Genomic DNA, 15122 nt, shown 5'->3' with positions numbered 1-15122 from the left:
CGCGCGATGATGCCAGGTGACCCTGTGTTCCGGCGGTCACTCCCCGGGAGCGGTACCCAGCAGGTCCGAACGCAGCTGCGACGCCGTCGAGACGACCAGCATGAGCAGCGTTCCGAGCGGCGAGGGGTCCATGCCCTCGGCCGGGAACGCGTACCTCAGCGTGATGTCGATGCCCTTCTCCGAACGCACGACCCCGAGCGTCCCGAACAGGCCCTGCCCGGCGCGTTCGGCGGCCGAGGCCGCGATCGCCGGGTCGTCCGGCAGATCCCAGGCGACGACGCAGGTCAGGCTCAGCACGGTGAGGCCTTCGGCCAGCCGGGTCGCCTGGATGACGCACGGGACGTCCGCGTGCGAGAAGGTCAGTGCGCCGTCGTCGTCGACGTGGACTTCGAGATAGCGCTCGAGCGCTTCACGCGCGGAGGTGAGCAGGGCCGCCGTATCCGCCGCCTCGGTGGTCATGAGGTTCCTTCCGAAGCCTTGTCGACGGCTCCGCCGAAGCGGCGGTCCCGTTTCGCGAATTCGAGGCAGGCCCGCCACAGGTGGGTGCGGTCGAAGTCGGGGAAGAGCGTGTCCTGATAGACCATCTCGGCGTAGGCCGACTGCCAGAGCAGGAAGTTCGAGGTCCGCTGCTCCCCCGACGGCCGCAGGAACAGGTCCACGTCCGGCATGTCGGGCTGGTACAGGTATTTGCCGATGGTCTTCTCGGTGACCTTGTCCGGATTCAGCTTCCCGTCGGCGACGTCCTGCGCGATCCGGCGCATGGCGTCGCCCAGTTCGGCACGGCCGCCGTAGTTGACGCACATCGTCATGTTCAGCGCCGTGTTGTGCTTCGTCTTCTCCTCGGCGACCTGCAGTTCCTTGATGACGCTCGCCCACAGCTTGGGGCGGCGGCCCGCCCAGCGGATGCGGACGCCGATCGAGCCGAGGTAGTCGACCTGGCGGCGGATGGTGTCGCGGTTGAAGCCCATCAGGAAGCGGACCTCTTCCGGGCTCCTCTTCCAGTTCTCGGTGGAGAACGCGTACACCGAAAGCCATTTGACGCCGAGTTCCACGGCGCCGCTGGCGACGTCGATCATCACCGCTTCACCGCGTTTGTGGCCCTCGATCCGCGGCAGTCCCCGCTGGTTGGCCCAGCGGCCGTTGCCGTCCATCACCAGCGCCACGTGTTTCGGGAGGAGTTCCTTGGGGATCTCCGGCGGCCGGGCACCGGACGGATGCGGCTCCGGCGCGCGAAGTTCGAATTGTGACGCCTTGTTCTCGCGTCCCCTGCGCAGCACCTTCGAGCCTCCTGATCGAGTGAAACCTGTGCCTGCGACCCTACTGCGCTCCGGTGGCGCTCTCCCGCGCACGCCTCTCCACCAGGGGCAGCGACCGCAACTGGCGCTCCAGATGCCACTGCAGATGCGCCGCGACCAGGCCGGACGCGTCCCGCCGCGGCACCGGCAGCGAAGCCTCGGCCACCGGCCACTCGCCGTGCAGGAGCGCCGCGAGCAGCGTCAGCACCTCTGGGGACGGGTGGACACAGCCGGGAACCCGGCAATCCGGGCACATCGACCCGCCGGCGGACACGCTGAACGCCTTGTGCGGCCCGGGCAGGCCACAGCGGGCGCATTCGGTGATCGCGGGCGCCCAGCCGGCGTAGGCCATGGCCCGCAGGAAGAAGGCGTCGAGGATGAGGGAACTGTCCCGTTCCCCGCCCGCGAGCGCCCGTAGCGCTCCGACGACGAGCATGTAGAGCTTGAGCACCGGCTCGCCTTCTTCGGCGGACAACCGGTCCGCGGTCTCGGCGATGGCGCTCGCGGCGGTGTAGCGCTGGTAGTCGGCCACCAGCGGCAGCGCGAAGGCGTCGACCGTCTCGACCTGGGTGATCACGTCGAGGGAGCGGCCGGTGTAGAACTGGACGTCGACGTGCCCGAACGGCTCCAGGCGCGCCCCGAAGCGCGATGACGTCCGACGCACGCCCTTCGCGACCGCACGGACCTTGCCGTGCCGCCGCGTGAGCAAGGTGACGATCCGGTCGGCCTCGCCCAGCTTGTGCGTCCGCAACACCACTCCGGTGTCGCGATAGAGGTTCACCACCCCGACATCGTCCCACCTGGGACCGACATCGGGGTGGTGCGCCCCGGAATCAGCAGTAGCGGCCGTAGCAGCTCGGCACCGACGCGGCCGCGACGATCGAGATGATGATCATCACGATGGCGAACACGCAGCCGAGGCCACCGATGATCGACGCGATCATGCACATGGTCCTCGTGGACCTCGACGCGTCCGCGGCGGCGGCGTAGTTGCCCTGCATCTTGTACGTGTTGACCTCGTTGGACTTCATGATCGCGAAGATCGCGATGATCCAGCAGAGGAAGATGCAGCCGATCGCCCAGCCCTTGTAGTCCTTGATGGCGTTGATGTCGCCACCACCACCGGGCATGCCGCCCGGTGCGCCGTAAGGGGCAGGCTGGCCGTACGGAGCCGGCTGGCCGTAGGGGGCGGGCATGCCACCGGACGGCGGCCCATAGCCAGGCTGCTGTCCGTAGGGCTGCTGCTGGCCGTAGGGGTTGGTCATGAAAGTGGTCCTCGTCGTTCTTTCGGCTACGGGTCGGGCTAGATGCTCGCGGCGACCAGGACGATCCAGAGAATGGAGAACAGGCAGCCGACACCGCCGATGATCGAGGCGATCATGCACATGGTCTTCGTCGACTTCGACGCGTCCATGGCGGCGGCGTAGTTGCCCTGCATCTTGTACGTGTTGACCTCGTTGGACTTCATGATCGCGAAGATCGCGATGATCCAGCAGAGGAAGATGCAGCCGATCGCCCAACCCTTGTAATCCGGGATCGAGTTGATGTCACCGCCACCGCCGGGCATACCTCCCGGAGCGCCGTATGGCGCGGGCTGACCGTACGGCGCGGGCTGGCCGTACGGCGCCGGCTGGCCGTACGGCATCGGGTTCGGCCCGGAGGGCTGGCCGTACGGCGCGGGGGTGGCGCCGGACGGGGGCCCGTATCCGGGCTGAGGCTGCTGGCCATAGGGCTGCTGCTGGCCGGGGCCGGGCTGCTGGCCGTACGGGTTCGTCATCGGGGTTCCCCACTTTTGTCGCATTTGCCGGCGGGTGGATCCCGCCGGTTTTTCCTTACTGTTGCGGTGTTCCAGGCCCGTTCGGCCCATCCGCTCCGGGCAGCTGCTGCCTCAGCTGTTCCGGGGTGATCTTCTGCGTCGGCTCGGCTTCGTCGAACCCTGACGGTGCCTGCTGAGGCTGCTGCCCCGGGCGAAGGACCTGAGTCGGCTCGGCCTCACCCAGGGCCGGCCCAGGCTGGGACTCCGGTGACGGCGCCGCGGTTCCCTGCGGCTGCTGCCCGAACGGCTGCGGCGGCTGGGGCTGCTGCGGCGCGCCGAACGGCTGCTGCTGCGGCTGCTGCCCGAAGGGCGAGGGCGGCGCTGGGAACGACGACGAAGCCGGCTGCGGCGGCGCGGGGAATCCCAGTGTCTGGCCGAACGGCGCCGACGCGGCGTCGGCCTCACCCGGCACGACGACCGTGCTGAGGATCTTGTCGGCGAACGTCTGGTTCTTCTCGTCCCACAGCGGCCAGAGGTAACCGAGGCCGCAGACCCAGCCGTCCAGGTTGTGGCACAGATCCCGGACGAAGGCCATCAGCGGGCCGATCGGCTGGCCGTCGCTCTCGCGGACGAGCTTGATCTTCAGGATCTTCTTGCCGAGCGACTGGCCGGTGGTGCCCATCTTGATCCACCGGTTGTAGACGGTCCACGCGAACCCGGCGAGATAGCCGAGGCCGGCGATGAACAGGCCGAGTGTGTCAGGCCCCGCCGCCGAGATGATCGCGCCGATGATCGGCAGGACGACGATCGGGCCGAAGTCGATGAGCGTCGCGCCCGCGCGCAGGCCCCAGTGGGCGTAGTCGGTCTGCGGACCGAACTGGGAGGACTGGCCGAACGGCGAGGCCTGGCCCTGCTGGCCGAACGGCGAAGGCTGTCCCGGCTGCTGCCCGAACGGGGATTGCGGCTGCGCACCGAACGGCTGGCTCGGCTGCTGGCCGAAGGGAGAGGGCGGCTCGCCCTGCTGCGGCTGCTGACCGAACGGCGAAGGCTGGGCACCCTGCGGCGGGGACTGCTGCTGCCCGAACGGCGAAGACGGCTGCTCGCCCGGCGCGGGCTGCTGGCCGAAGGGAGAAGACTGCGCCCCCTGCCCAGGCTGCTGCCCGAACGGCGAAGGCTGCTCGCCCTGCTGCGGCTGCGAAGGCTGCTGCCCGAACGGCGAAGGCTGATTTCCCGGGGCCTGCTGGCCGAACGGCGAGGGCTGGTCCCCCGCCACCGGCTGCTGAGGCTGTTGCCCGAACGGCGAGGGCTGGTCTCCCGACGGCTGCTGTCCGAACGGCTGCTGCGGTCCCGGTGACTGCTGCTGCCCGTCCCCGGATCCGGGCGGCGGCTGCTGTCCCGGCGGCTGCTGGCCGTAGGGAGTGGTCATCGAAATCCCCTCGCTGGTTCCTCGCCCCTGGCGCACGGGGCCTCGTGCGCGACCCGGGCTGAATGTACGGCATGGGTACACACCGAGCAGACCGGTGCGCGGGAGCGTACTCGGTACCACCGACGATCCGGGCCTCGGCCCGGCACTCACACGTAGAGCGAGGTGAACGGGGCGAAAGGCAGGTTACGGATGACGAACCAGACGACGAACACGACACCGAACGCGAGCGGCGTCCAGCGCCAGTGCAGCCAGCTGTTCACCGCGCGGCCGCGGAGTCTGCCGACCGCCCAGGCGACGGTGCTCCAGACGAGCAGCAGAAGGACCACAAAGGACACCGCGTTGTAGTGCAGTGCGGCGGGGATGTCCCCGTGCAGCGCGCTGTAGACCATGCGCATGCCGCCGCAGCCGGGACAGGCGATACCCAGCAGAGTCTTGGTGGGACAGACCGGAAGCGGCCCGCCCGGAGTGGTGGGATCACCCAGCCAGAGGACGACGCAGCCGAGGCCCGCCCCGGCCGCGATGGCGAGGGGTGGTCCCAGCGCGCGGGCCTTCGCTTTGAACCCGCGCGCCGGGAATCCCGTGTAGACGGACGACGTCACGGCGTGAAGCTTCCCGCCGACGCGCCGATGATGACCATCACCACGATGAAGATGATGTACAGCAGGAAAAGGCCGCCGGTGGCGATCGCTCCCCACATGGACCACTTCTTCGCGTCGTCGGCGGCCTTCTGGGCTTCGGCGTGGAAGCCCTGCGACCACAACGTCTGCACCTGGCTCGACTTCACGATCGCGACGATACCCAGCGGCAAGCAGCACAACACCGTGCAGAGGATGGCCCACACCAGGTTGTTGTCCGGCGGGGGTCCGTAGTTCGGCATGCCGCCGTAGTACGGCTGCTGCGGCGGTGGCCCGCCCGGAGGCGGGTAGTTCGGGTACTGGTCGGTCATGAGGTCTCCCCCTCGAGCGCCGGGATCAGCGGTAGTTGTTCACGTCCACCGAGGCCGCGAAGACGCCCAGGACGACGACGAGGACAACGTACAGAACGATGAGGACTCCACCGACGATCGCCGCGATGATCGACCACTTCTTGGCGGCGTCGGCCGCTTCCTGCGCCGCGGCGGGCTGGCCCTGCGCCCAGAGGGTGTTCACCTGGTTCGCCTTGACGATGGCGACGATACCGAAGGGCAGGCAGCACAGGATCGTGGTGAGGATGGCCCACACCAGGTTGTTGTTGGGCGGCGGGCCGGGGTTGTTGAAGCCGCCACCGCCCTGAGGGTCGCCGGAGTAGTTGGGCAGGCCCTGGTTGTCGGTCATTTACCGCTTTCCCTTCACGAATGAGATGTCGAACTCCGACCCGGGCGCGCCGCCCGATCAGCGATCCCCGGAGTCAAGGGTTGAGACTCTAAGGTCACCCGTCCGGTTCCACATCATCAACCGGTCTCCGCGACCGAATCGAGACATTCCGTTCAGTCAGAAGCCCAGCCGTCGCAACTGACGGGGGTCGCGCTGCCACTCTTTGGCCACCTTGATGTGCAGGTCGAGGTACACCTTCGAACCGAGAAGGCCCTCGATCTGCTGCCGGGCGCGCGCGCCGACGTCCTTGAGCCGCTCACCCTTGTGCCCGAGGATGATGCCCTTCTGGCTCGGTCGTTCCACATAGAGGAACGCGTGCACGTCGATCATGTCGTCTCTGCCCTCGTGTGGCAGCATCTCCTCGACGGTGACGGCGATCGAGTGCGGGAGTTCGTCCCGGACCCCCTCCAGCGCCGCCTCGCGGATCAGCTCGGCGACCAGGGTCTGTTCCGGCTCGTCGGTGAGTTCACCGCCCGGATACAGCTGCGGCCCCTCGGGAAGGTGGCGCACCAACAGGTCCGAGAGCGCGCCGACCTGGAAACCGTCCACAGCGGACACCGGGATCAGCTCGGCGAACTCCATGACCTCCTGCAGGGCGAGCAGCTGCTCGGCGACCTGTTCGGGTTTCACGAGATCCGTTTTGGTGACGACGCCGATCACCGGGGTCCGCTTGGCGATCTTCTTGAGTTCGGCGGCGATGAACCGGTCACCGGGACCGACTTTTTCGTTGGCGGGCACGCAAAGCCCGACAACGTCCACTTCGGACCATGTCGAGTGGACGATGTCGTTGAGGCGCTCGCCGAGCAGTGTCCGCGGCCGGTGCAGCCCCGGTGTGTCGATGATCACCAGCTGCGCGTCGTCGCGGTGGACGATGCCGCGGATGGCGTGCCGGGTGGTCTGCGGTTTGCTGGAGGTGATCGCCACCTTGCTGCCGACGAGCGCGTTGGTCAGCGTCGACTTGCCCGCGTTGGGCCGCCCGACGAAGCAGGTGAAACCGGAACGATGCGGCTCGGCCATCAGCTCAGCACCTTGCCGCTGGGATCCGCGAGATGGACCGGGGCGGTTTCGGCGATGTCCCGCACCGCCTGGAGCGAAGCGTCGTTCAGGACGGTGTCACCACTGACCACGACGGCGGCCTCGATTCCTTCGGCTCCGCTCGAAACGGCGGCGGCGACGGCGGCCTGCAACGCGGTGAGCTTGAACGACGGCTGGTCGACCGTGCTCGCCGCGTAGGTGCGGCCGTCGGTGTCGCGGAGCGCGGCGCCTTCGGCGGCCTGGGTGCGGGCTCGCGCGGACCTGGCCAGGGTCACCAGCTTCTGGTCCTCGGCGTCCAGCTCAGGCATGTTCGACACTCCTGTCACTTTCATCGGGCTGCGGGACCCGGGTCCGGCGCCTGCCCTGGGCTGCGTCGGTCACCGCGTCCGCGTCGGCGGGGTGGACGACCACCGTGGTGATCCGCATCCGCCCGCGCCGGTCCTTACCGCCTTCGGCGAACAGCCGAAGTCCGGCGACCTCGGCTTCGGCCCCCGGCAGCGGGACCCTACCCAGTCGCTCGGCGAGCAGCCCGCCCACGGTCTCCACGTCGTGGTCTTCGAGGTCGATCCCGAACAGTTCGCCCAGGTCGTCGATCGAGAGCCGGGACGAGACGCGGACGGCGCCGTTTTCGAGTTCCTCGACCTCGGGGCGTTCGTCGGTGTCGGATTCGTCGGTGATCTCGCCGACGATCTCCTCGAGGATGTCCTCGATGGTGAGCAGGCCGGCGGTGCCGCCGTACTCGTCGACGGCGATCGCCATGTGGTTGTGCGAGAGCTGCATCTCCTTGAGCAGGTCGTCGAGCCGTTTGGAGTCCGGCACGAAACTCGCCGGGTTCATCAGCTCCTCGACCTGCCGCTGCGAGCCGCCCTCGGCCATGTACGCGGGCATGAGGTCCTTGATGTTCACCACGCCCACCACGTCGTCGACGGAGTCGCCGATCACCGGCAGCCGGGTGAACCCCGTGCGCAGGGCCAGCGCGAGCGCCTGCCGCACGGACTTGTCGTGCTCGATCCAGACGATCTCCGTACGCGGCACCATGACCTCGCGCGCCACGGTGTCGCCGAGTTCGAACACCGAGTGGATCATCTCGCGTTCGGATTCCTCGACGACGCCGCGTTCCTGGGCGAGGTCGACCAGTTCGCGCAGTTCGACTTCGGAGGTGAACGGGCCTTCGCGGAAGCCGCGGCCGGGGGTGATGGCGTTACCGAGGACGATCAGCAGCCTGCTGAGCGGCCCGAGGATCGACCCGAGGACGCGGACGGGGCCCGCGACGACGAGGCCGATCCGGTACGGGTGCTGGCGGCCGAGGGTGCGCGGGCCGACCCCGATGAGCACGTAGCTCACCACGACCATCACACCCGCGGCGACGACGATGGCGAGCCACAACGGCTCGATCCAGCCGAGGATGTCGACGGTGACCAGCACGGTGGCGGTCAGCTCGCAGGTCATCCGCAGCAGCAGGATCAGGTTGATGTGGCGGCGCCGTTCGGCGATGACCAGCGACAGCTGGCGCGCGCCGGGGCGGCCGAGCCGGACGAGACCGTCGGCACGGGCCTTGGAGACCGTGCTGACCGCGGCGTCGGCGGCCGCGAACACCCCGGCGAGCAGGATCAGCGCGATCGCGATGACCAGCAGGGCCGTGGGACTACCCATGTCCGCGAGCCTAGGCTGGGGGTTCGTCGGCGGGCGCGGCGTCGAGGCCGGCGGTGCCGAGGAGCCTGTCGTCCGCGGAGCGCTGCGCGTCACGCTTGTTCAGCGCGGCCACAGCGGCTTGGAACTCGCCGAGGATCCGCTTCTGCAGACCGAACATCTCGCGTTCCTCGGCGGGTTCGGCGTGGTCGTAGCCGAGCAGGTGCAGCACGCCGTGCGTGGTGAGCAGGTGCAGCTCGTCCATCAGCGCGTGCCCGGCCGTCTTGGCCTGGTCCTTCGCGAACGCCGGGCACAGCACGATGTCACCGAGCAGCGCGGGCGAGGCGTCGGGCGCGTCGGGGCGGCGCGACGAGTCGAGCTCGTCCATCGGGAAGGCCATCACGTCGGTGGGACCGGGCAGGTCCATCCACCGCTCGTGCAGATCCTCCATCACCTCGAGGGTGACGAGCAGGATGGACAGCTCGGCGAGCGGGCTGACCTCCATCTTGTCGAGCGCGAAACGGGCGGCCGACACGATGGAGGCCTCGTCGACGTTCACGCCCGATTCGTTGGCGATCTCGATGCTCATGAACGGCGTTGCCCTTTCCAGCCGTTGCTCTTGTCCTGGCTGTCCTGCAACGCCTGCCACTTCTCGTACGCGTCGACGATGTCGCCGACGAGCTTGTGCCGCACCACGTCCTGGCTGGTGAGCTGGGCGAAGTGCAGGTCCTCGACGCCGTCGAGGATGTCGCGGACCACCCGCAGCCCGCTCTTCTGGCCGTTGGGGAGGTCGACCTGCGTGACGTCGCCGGTGACGACGATCTTGGCGCCGAAGCCGAGCCGGGTGAGGAACATCTTCATCTGTTCCGGCGTGGTGTTCTGCGCTTCGTCGAGGATGATGAAGGCGTCGTTGAGGGTGCGGCCGCGCATGTACGCCAGCGGCGCGATCTCGATGGTGCCTGCCTGCATCAGCCGCGGGATCGACTCGGGCTCGACCATGTCGTGCAGCGCGTCGTACAGCGGGCGCAGGTACGGGTCGATCTTCTCGTTGAGCGTGCCCGGCAGGTAGCCGAGACGCTCACCGGCTTCGACCGCGGGGCGGGTCAGCACGATGCGCGTGACCTGCTTCGCCTGCAGCGCCTGGACGGCCTTGGCCATGGCGAGGTACGTCTTGCCGGTACCCGCGGGGCCGATGCCGAAGACGATCGTGTGCTTGTCGATGGCGTCGACGTAGCGCTTCTGGTTGAGCGTCTTGGGCCGGATCGTCTTGCCGCGCCGGGAGATGATGTTCATGCTCAGCACTTCGGCCGGTGACTCGTGGTCACCGGTGGAGAGCATGCCGACGGTGCGGCGGACGGTGGCCGGGTCGACCTGCTGGCCGCGGCCGGCGAGCGTCACGAGTTCGGCGAAGACACGTTCGGCGAAGGCGACGTCGGCGGGGGCTCCGGTCAAGGTGACCTCGTTGCCCCGGACGTGGACGTCCGCGGCGAGGAGCTCTTCGGCGACCCGGAGGTTTTCGTCCCTCGAGCCGAGCAGGCTGAGCGCGGCGGCGTCGGGGATGGGGAATCGGGACTGGGCCGCTTCGGTGATCGCGGCTTCATCAGCCTTCGTCGGGGTGACGTCCGCGGGAACGTCGGGTCGGGCGGCTTCACCCGGTACGGTTCCGGCCACGTGGCCTCGGGCCTACTTCCTGCGCTTACGCTGCGATTTTCAACGACAGTGACGAGTTCGATGTTACTGGTTGCGGGTGGCGGCACGCAGTCCGGTTTCCGCAGGCCGCGCGCTTCAGCGCCCGAAGTGCCCCAGCTGCTCGCCGCCGAGCACGTGCGCGTGCACGTGGAAGACGGTCTGCCCGGCGTCACCGTCGGTGTTGAACACCACCCGGTACCCGGACTCGGCGATCCCTTCGATCTCCGCGACCTTACGGGCCGTCGAGGCCACGTCGGCGAGGAGTTGCGGGTCGCCGGCAGCCAGCTCGGCCAAGTTCCGGTACCGCTTCTTCGGCACCACGAGCACATGCACCCGCGCTTGCGGCGCTATGTCCCGGAACGCATACGTGGTCGCGTCCTCGTACACCTTCTCGGACGGGATCTCCCCCGCGATGATCCGCTCGAACAACGTCTCCGCGTCACTCATTCCCCCACCCTATCCCCCACGAGAGCCCCACGCGGACGGGGCGAAGGGGGCTTTCGCCGCGTCGCACGCGAGGAAAGTCCCCTTCGCGTCCACGCCTCTCGGTCGAGGTAGTCGTTCTGGCGGTGGCTGAACGCAAGCCCAGTCCGTGAAGGACTCCTTGCCTACCCTGAAGGTAGTGAAGGAGGCCTTCACTACCTCGAGATCCGCGTGCAGGCCCCCTCGACCCCGAGTGCGGCCTCCAATCACGCGAGTCACGTCCCTGATCACGCGAGTCACGCCTTCACTCACGCCGCGCCTGTGTTCCCAAGTCCGTGAAGGGTCCTGAAGACACCCTTCGCCCGTGGGGCGCGAATTCGGAGCGCAGCAACGAGCGAAGCGCTTTGCGAAGGCCCCGAAATGAAAGATGCCGCGGCGCGGTGGGCCCTGGGGGTCGGCCCACCGCCGCCGCGGCTCCGCCGGACCGAGGGGGGAGGTGCCCGGCGGGGATTCACGCGCGCGACCGGGCTTCATCCCCCAGTAGCGCGCCGAAACCGTGTGTTGCGCGTCAGTTAACGAGAGTAACGGCTGTTTGCGTGATCGCGCCATAACTCGCCGCAAATTAGTGGGGTGTTTTTTCACTTCCAGCGGTCGGTGAGAACCCCTAGCGCGCCGAGTGCCACGGCGGCCGCGGTGGAGGTGCGCAAAACGGTGGGGCCCAACCGGATGGCGGTGGCGCCGGCGTCGGTGAGGGTGGCGAGTTCGTCGTCGGTGATGCCGCCTTCGGGGCCGACGACGAGCAGGATGTCGCCTTGTGCCGGGAGTTCGATCCCGGTGAGGCGGGTGGTGATGCCGGATTCGAGGACGAGTGCGCGCGAAACGGTCTGGGCGAGTTCGGCGAGTTCGCGCGTGGTGACGGGCTCGGCGACTTCGGGGACGTGGGCGCGGCGGGCTTGTTTGGCGGCCGCGCGGGCGGTGGTGCGCCAGCGGGTGAGGGCTTTGTCGCCGCGGGTTCCTTCTTCCCAGCGGGCGACGCTGCGGGCGGCGCGCCAGGGGACGATGGCGTCGGCGCCGGCTTCGGTGGCGAGTTCGACGGCGAGTTCGCCGCGGTCGCCTTTGGCGAGGGCCTGGGCGACGATGACGCGCAGCGCGGGAGGTTCCTCGGTCCAGTGTTCTTCGATGGCGAGGGTGAGTGCCGCGTCGCGGCCGGCCTGGACGGCTTCGACGACGCAGCGTGCCATGCCGCCTTCGCCGTCGGAGAGCACGAGACGTTCGCCGACGCGCAGGCGGCGGACGGTGGCGGCGTGCCGGGCTTCCTCGCCGTCGAGGGTGGTGCGCCCGGAACCGGGCAGCGCGGCGGTGAGGAAGACCGGCAGTGTCGTCTCGGGCACGGGTTACCGGTGGTTCTTGGTGCGCAGCTTGGAGAACAACCCGCCGGGCTTGGAGCCGTTCGAGGACAGCGAAGGCACGTCTTCGCCGCGCTGCTGGGCGAGTTCGACGAGGAGGTCGCGCTGGGCGTCGTCGAGTTTGGTCGGCACGACGACGTCGATGTGGACGTGCAGGTCGCCGCGGCCGTCGACGCGGCCGGAGGACCGCAGCCGCGGCATGCCCTTGGCGGTGAGCACGAGTTCGGTGGCGGGCTGGGTGCCCGGCTCGATGTCGAGTTCGTAGTCGCCGTCGATGAGGGTCTCGATCGGCACCGTGGCGCCGAGGGCGGCGGTGGTCATCGGGATGCGGAAGTTGCAGTGCAGGTCGTTGCCCTGCCGGACGAACACCTCGTGCGGCGCTTCGTCGATCTCGACGTAGAGGTCGCCGGCGGGACCGCCGCCGGGGCCGACCTCGCCCTGTCCGGAGAGGCGGATGCGCATGCCGTCGCCGACGCCCGGCGGGATCTTGGCGGTGACGTTGCGGCGGGCGCGGACCCGGCCGTCGCCGCCGCACTGGCGGCAGGGGTCCGGGATGACCTCGCCGAAGCCGCGGCAGACCGGGCAGGGGCGGGCGGTGACGACCTGGCCGAGGAACGACCGCTGCACGGACTGGACCTCGCCCGCGCCGCCGCAGGTGTCACAGGTCTTGGTGCTCGTGCCCTCCGCCGCGCCGGCACCGCGGCACAGGTCGCACACGATGGCGGTGTCGACGGTGATCTCGCGGTCGACGCCGGTGGCGCATTCCTCGAGGGTGAGGCCGAGGCGGATGAGCGCGTCGGAGCCGGGCTGCACGCGGCTGCGAGGGCCACGGCCACGGCCGCCACCACCTCCGGCGGCACCGAAGAAGGCGTCCATGATGTCGCCGAGGCCGCCGAAGCCCGAGAACGGGTCTCCGCCGCCACCGCGGGCACCGCCGTCCATCGGGTCGCCGCCGAGGTCGACGACCTTGCGCTTCTGCGGATCCGACAGCACCTCGTACGCGGTGGTCACCTCGCCGAAGCGGTGCTGGGCGTCCTCCGACGGGTTGACGTCGGGGTGCAGTTCACGGGCCAGTTTGCGGTACGCGCGCTTGATCTCCTGATCCGTCGCGTTCTTCGCCACCCCGAGAATGCCGTAATAGTCCCTCGCCACCGTCTTCGCCTTCTCCTTCTGACTTCGACCTCACCGCCGCGTTCAGCGACCGGAGAGGATCTGCCCCACGTAGTTCGCCACCGCGCGCACCGCGGCGATGGTGTTCGGGTAGTCCATCCTGGTGGGCCCGACGACGCCCATCCCGCCCAGCAGCAGGTCGTCCATGCCGTAGCCGATGGACACCACCGAGGTGCTGCGCATCTGCTCGTCCTCATTTTCCTCACCGATGCGCACGGTGATCGCACCGGGGTTGCGGGCGGCCGCGAGCAGCTTGAGGACGATGACCTGCTCCTCGAGCGCTTCGAGCACCTGCCGCAGCGATCCGGGGAAGTCCGAGACGTTGCGGGTGAGGTTCGCCGTGCCGCCGAGCACCAGCCGCTCCTCGGGGTGCTCGACCAGCGATTCCACCAGCACGGTGCAGACGCGGGTGAGGCTGTCACGCAGTTCGCCCGGCGACTTTTCGGGCAGTTCGGCGACCGCCGCCGCGGCCTCGGAGAGACGGCGGCCCGCGAGTGCCCCGTTGAGCACGGTGCGCAGCCTGCCGACGTTCTCCTCGGTGATGACGTCCCCGAGGTCGACGGTGCGCTGGTCGACGCGGCCCGAATCGGTGATCAGCACGAGCATCAGCCGGGCCGGGGTGAGCGGCACCACTTCCAGGTGGCGGACGGCGGAGTTGGTCATCATCGGGTACTGGATGACCGCGACCTGCCTGGTCAGCTGCGCGAGCAGCCGGACGGAGCGGCGAAGGACGTCGTCGACGTCGGTGCCGCTGTCGAGGAAAGCCGTGATGGCCCGGCGCTCGGCCGCGCTGAGCGGTTTGACCTCGGCGATCCGGTCGACGAACAGCCGGTACCCCTTGTCGGTGGGGATCCGGCCCGCACTGGTGTGGGGCTGTGTGATGTAGCCCTCTTCTTCCAGCGCCGCCATGTCGTTGCGCACGGTGGCGCTGGACACACCGAGGTTGTGTTTGTCGACGATCGCCTTGGATCCGACGGGCTCCTGGTTCGCCACGTAGTCGGCGACGATCGCGCGCAGCACTTCGAAGCGGCGCTCTTCCGCGTTGGCCACCCGCACACCTCCCTCGGCTCGTCCTCACAACGAGTTTACGGAAGGTGGAGTGCCCGGCGGGCCACCGGACTTCTTTGGGCCCCTCAGCCGCGCCGCCGGAGGGAGCGCCGCCGCGGCTCCACGGGCCTTCGGATCACCTTCACCGACCCCCACCAGGCGAAACCCGTGACGCGCAGCACCGGCGCGCCCGGCTCCGGCCGCCGTCGCCCCGTCCCGCGGCCGGTGCCGAAGCCGCCCATCAGGCCGATCCCCCGGACGTCGACGGCGAAATCCTCGGGCACGACGATCTTGACGCCGCCCATGATCGCCACCGCCCTGATCGTGCAGGACCCGGCCGTGATCCGGGCCTGCCGCAGGTCGAGACGCACGCTGCCCCAGAACGCGCGGCTGACATGCTTCGACGGCAGTGGCCCGTCGAAGCGCCGCGTGGTGCCGGACATGACGGCGAACGAGCGTCGTCCGCCTTGCCCTTCGTCGCCGGCGTGGGTCGGGGAGAGCGCCCCGCCGGGCGGCAGATCCGCGACGACGGGTTCGAATTCCGCGAAGGTCTTGGCCGCGTAGACGGCGTCCAATCTCGTTTCCAGTTCACCGGCGGTGATCCGTCCCGCGCCCATGGCTTCGTACAGCAGTCGCGCGACGTTTTCGCGATCGGAATCGGCCACCCGCATCGCCGACCGCTTCGGTTCCGACATGACCGCGACGATAACCGGGACCGGCGAATTCCGGAAATCACACGACCGCAGAACGGACCGTCGTGAGTGAATTCGTTTTCCCCATGCTGACCGGAATGACAAAACCGCCACGCCTGACAATCCCGGACGCGAACAGCCGTCCTGACGTGACAATTCGACGAACGGTCATTGACCGCGCAGGGCCACGTGCGGGAGTTTT

General features: G+C 69.0%; 19 protein-coding genes. All 19 read right to left on the bottom strand.

Annotated features, from left to right (window positions below; all coding sequences use genetic code 11):
• Positions 1-36 precede the first annotated feature (36 nt).
• The gene (locus ACFWIW_RS19255; RefSeq protein ID WP_005158775.1) at positions 37-459 is read right to left on the bottom strand and encodes a hypothetical protein; all 423 of its coding nucleotides are present in this window, start codon (positions 457-459) and stop codon (positions 37-39) included.
• Complete coding sequence (locus ACFWIW_RS19250) at positions 456-1277, bottom strand: isoprenyl transferase (RefSeq protein WP_037342848.1); 822 nt, start codon at positions 1275-1277, stop codon at positions 456-458. The genes ACFWIW_RS19255 and ACFWIW_RS19250 overlap by 4 nt, the downstream gene beginning before the upstream one ends.
• Positions 1278-1317: 40 nt before the next feature.
• On the bottom strand, positions 1318-2079 hold the full coding sequence (gene recO / locus ACFWIW_RS19245) for a DNA repair protein RecO (protein ID WP_240594515.1): 762 nt from the start codon (positions 2077-2079) through the stop codon (positions 1318-1320).
• Positions 2080-2128: 49 nt separating this feature from the next.
• Complete coding sequence (locus ACFWIW_RS19240) at positions 2129-2560, bottom strand: CD225/dispanin family protein (protein WP_378369656.1); 432 nt, start codon at positions 2558-2560, stop codon at positions 2129-2131.
• A 38-nt stretch (positions 2561-2598) separates the two neighbouring features.
• Positions 2599-3072 carry a CD225/dispanin family protein gene (locus tag ACFWIW_RS19235; RefSeq protein WP_378369655.1) on the bottom strand — a complete coding sequence of 158 codons (474 nt, stop codon included), beginning with the start codon at positions 3070-3072 and terminating at the stop codon, positions 2599-2601.
• A gap of 55 nt (positions 3073-3127) precedes the next feature.
• The gene (locus ACFWIW_RS19230) at positions 3128-4477 is read right to left on the bottom strand and encodes an RDD family protein (RefSeq protein ID WP_378369654.1); all 1350 of its coding nucleotides are present in this window, start codon (positions 4475-4477) and stop codon (positions 3128-3130) included.
• A 146-nt stretch (positions 4478-4623) separates the two neighbouring features.
• On the bottom strand, positions 4624-5076 hold the full coding sequence (locus ACFWIW_RS19225) for a DUF2752 domain-containing protein (RefSeq protein WP_126729486.1): 453 nt from the start codon (positions 5074-5076) through the stop codon (positions 4624-4626).
• Entirely contained in the window at positions 5073-5423 is a 351-nt protein-coding gene (locus ACFWIW_RS19220; protein ID WP_007034859.1) for a CD225/dispanin family protein, read from the bottom strand. The genes ACFWIW_RS19225 and ACFWIW_RS19220 overlap by 4 nt, the downstream gene beginning before the upstream one ends.
• Positions 5424-5448: 25 nt before the next feature.
• Complete coding sequence (locus ACFWIW_RS19215) at positions 5449-5790, bottom strand: CD225/dispanin family protein (RefSeq protein ID WP_007034858.1); 342 nt, start codon at positions 5788-5790, stop codon at positions 5449-5451.
• Positions 5791-5946: 156 nt separating this feature from the next.
• Complete coding sequence (gene era, locus ACFWIW_RS19210) at positions 5947-6846, bottom strand: GTPase Era (protein WP_378369653.1); 900 nt, start codon at positions 6844-6846, stop codon at positions 5947-5949.
• Positions 6846-7172, bottom strand: a complete 327-nt coding sequence (locus ACFWIW_RS19205; RefSeq protein WP_378369652.1) for a cytidine deaminase — start codon at positions 7170-7172, stop codon at positions 6846-6848. Before ACFWIW_RS19205 ends, era begins: the two co-directional genes overlap by 1 nt.
• Complete coding sequence (locus ACFWIW_RS19200) at positions 7165-8517, bottom strand: hemolysin family protein (RefSeq protein WP_378369651.1); 1353 nt, start codon at positions 8515-8517, stop codon at positions 7165-7167. Before ACFWIW_RS19200 ends, ACFWIW_RS19205 begins: the two co-directional genes overlap by 8 nt.
• Before the next feature lie 10 nt (positions 8518-8527).
• Positions 8528-9082 (bottom strand): rRNA maturation RNase YbeY, encoded by a 555-nt coding sequence (gene ybeY / locus ACFWIW_RS19195; protein WP_378369650.1) that lies wholly within the window; start codon positions 9080-9082, stop codon positions 8528-8530.
• The gene (locus ACFWIW_RS19190) at positions 9079-10164 is read right to left on the bottom strand and encodes a PhoH family protein (protein ID WP_378369649.1); all 1086 of its coding nucleotides are present in this window, start codon (positions 10162-10164) and stop codon (positions 9079-9081) included. The genes ybeY and ACFWIW_RS19190 overlap by 4 nt, the downstream gene beginning before the upstream one ends.
• A gap of 114 nt (positions 10165-10278) precedes the next feature.
• A complete protein-coding gene (locus ACFWIW_RS19185; RefSeq protein ID WP_378369648.1) occupies positions 10279-10629 on the bottom strand; it encodes a histidine triad nucleotide-binding protein in 351 nt (116 codons plus the stop codon).
• Positions 10630-11243: 614 nt separating this feature from the next.
• Entirely contained in the window at positions 11244-11996 is a 753-nt protein-coding gene (locus ACFWIW_RS19180) for a 16S rRNA (uracil(1498)-N(3))-methyltransferase (RefSeq protein ID WP_378369647.1), read from the bottom strand.
• A gap of 3 nt (positions 11997-11999) precedes the next feature.
• Positions 12000-13163: a molecular chaperone DnaJ gene (dnaJ, locus tag ACFWIW_RS19175; protein WP_240594523.1), complete on the bottom strand. Its 1164-nt coding sequence runs from the start codon at positions 13161-13163 to the stop codon at positions 12000-12002.
• Between the two features lie 42 nt (positions 13164-13205).
• Positions 13206-14231, bottom strand: coding sequence for a heat-inducible transcriptional repressor HrcA (gene hrcA, locus ACFWIW_RS19170; RefSeq protein WP_240594524.1), 1026 nt, complete (start codon positions 14229-14231; stop codon positions 13206-13208).
• Between the two features lie 83 nt (positions 14232-14314).
• Positions 14315-14923 carry a DUF1707 domain-containing protein gene (locus ACFWIW_RS19165; protein WP_378369646.1) on the bottom strand — a complete coding sequence of 203 codons (609 nt, stop codon included), beginning with the start codon at positions 14921-14923 and terminating at the stop codon, positions 14315-14317.
• Between the last annotated feature and the right edge of the window lie 199 nt (positions 14924-15122).

The sequence above is a fragment of the Amycolatopsis sp. NPDC058340 genome (assembly GCF_042723975.1).
In the GTDB taxonomy this organism is placed as follows: domain Bacteria; phylum Actinomycetota; class Actinomycetes; order Mycobacteriales; family Pseudonocardiaceae; genus Amycolatopsis.
This window is presented reverse-complemented; position numbering and strand designations above follow the sequence as displayed.

Excerpts from the sequence above, each read along its gene's own strand:
- ACFWIW_RS19215 (WP_007034858.1), bottom strand. The coding sequence starts at position 5,790 with ATGACCGACAACCAGGGCCTGCCCAACTACTCCGGCGACCCTCAGGGC.
- ACFWIW_RS19255 (WP_005158775.1), bottom strand. The coding sequence starts at position 459 with ATGACCACCGAGGCGGCGGATACGGCGGCCCTGCTCACCTCCGCGCGT.
- ACFWIW_RS19220 (WP_007034859.1), bottom strand. The coding sequence starts at position 5,423 with ATGACCGACCAGTACCCGAACTACCCGCCTCCGGGCGGGCCACCGCCG.
- ACFWIW_RS19230 (WP_378369654.1), bottom strand. The coding sequence starts at position 4,477 with ATGACCACTCCCTACGGCCAGCAGCCGCCGGGACAGCAGCCGCCGCCC.
- ACFWIW_RS19235 (WP_378369655.1), bottom strand. The coding sequence starts at position 3,072 with ATGACGAACCCGTACGGCCAGCAGCCCGGCCCCGGCCAGCAGCAGCCC.
- ACFWIW_RS19200 (WP_378369651.1), bottom strand. The coding sequence starts at position 8,517 with ATGGGTAGTCCCACGGCCCTGCTGGTCATCGCGATCGCGCTGATCCTG.
- era (WP_378369653.1), bottom strand. The coding sequence starts at position 6,846 with ATGGCCGAGCCGCATCGTTCCGGTTTCACCTGCTTCGTCGGGCGGCCC.
- ybeY (WP_378369650.1), bottom strand. The coding sequence starts at position 9,082 with ATGAGCATCGAGATCGCCAACGAATCGGGCGTGAACGTCGACGAGGCC.
- ACFWIW_RS19165 (WP_378369646.1), bottom strand. The coding sequence starts at position 14,923 with ATGTCGGAACCGAAGCGGTCGGCGATGCGGGTGGCCGATTCCGATCGC.
- ACFWIW_RS19205 (WP_378369652.1), bottom strand. The coding sequence starts at position 7,172 with ATGCCTGAGCTGGACGCCGAGGACCAGAAGCTGGTGACCCTGGCCAGG.
- ACFWIW_RS19185 (WP_378369648.1), bottom strand. The coding sequence starts at position 10,629 with ATGAGTGACGCGGAGACGTTGTTCGAGCGGATCATCGCGGGGGAGATC.
- ACFWIW_RS19240 (WP_378369656.1), bottom strand. The coding sequence starts at position 2,560 with ATGACCAACCCCTACGGCCAGCAGCAGCCCTACGGACAGCAGCCTGGC.